The 279-nt window shown below is 57.3% G+C and carries 1 protein-coding gene; it reads right to left on the minus strand.

The annotated features are described in order from the left end of the window. Positions 1-279: alanine racemase (locus tag ACYP03_RS25920; RefSeq protein WP_459782663.1), on the minus strand; the 279-nt coding region annotated here is incomplete at both ends.

A 279-nucleotide genomic window follows, 5' to 3' on the forward strand; every position in this document is an offset into this window, starting at 1 on the left:
CTCAGAAGGTGTTGCGGCCCGCAGGCGCATCAGGCGGCCATTAAAGCCCATCTCACGAACCAGGCGGGCTTCCGCGTTGCTGGTGATACCAACACAGGGAATGCCGCTTTGCATCACAGAAGGCAGCAGGTTGGCAATGCCGTTGCCGTAGGCATCGGCTTTCATCACGGCACAGATGGCAGTGTTGCTGCCCACATGGTTTTGCAGATGCGCAATGTTCGACTCAAACGCGGTCTTGTCCACTTCCACCCAGGCATTGGCTGTCTGAACGTCTTCCAT

The sequence above is a fragment of the Photobacterium sp. R1 genome (assembly GCF_054600795.1).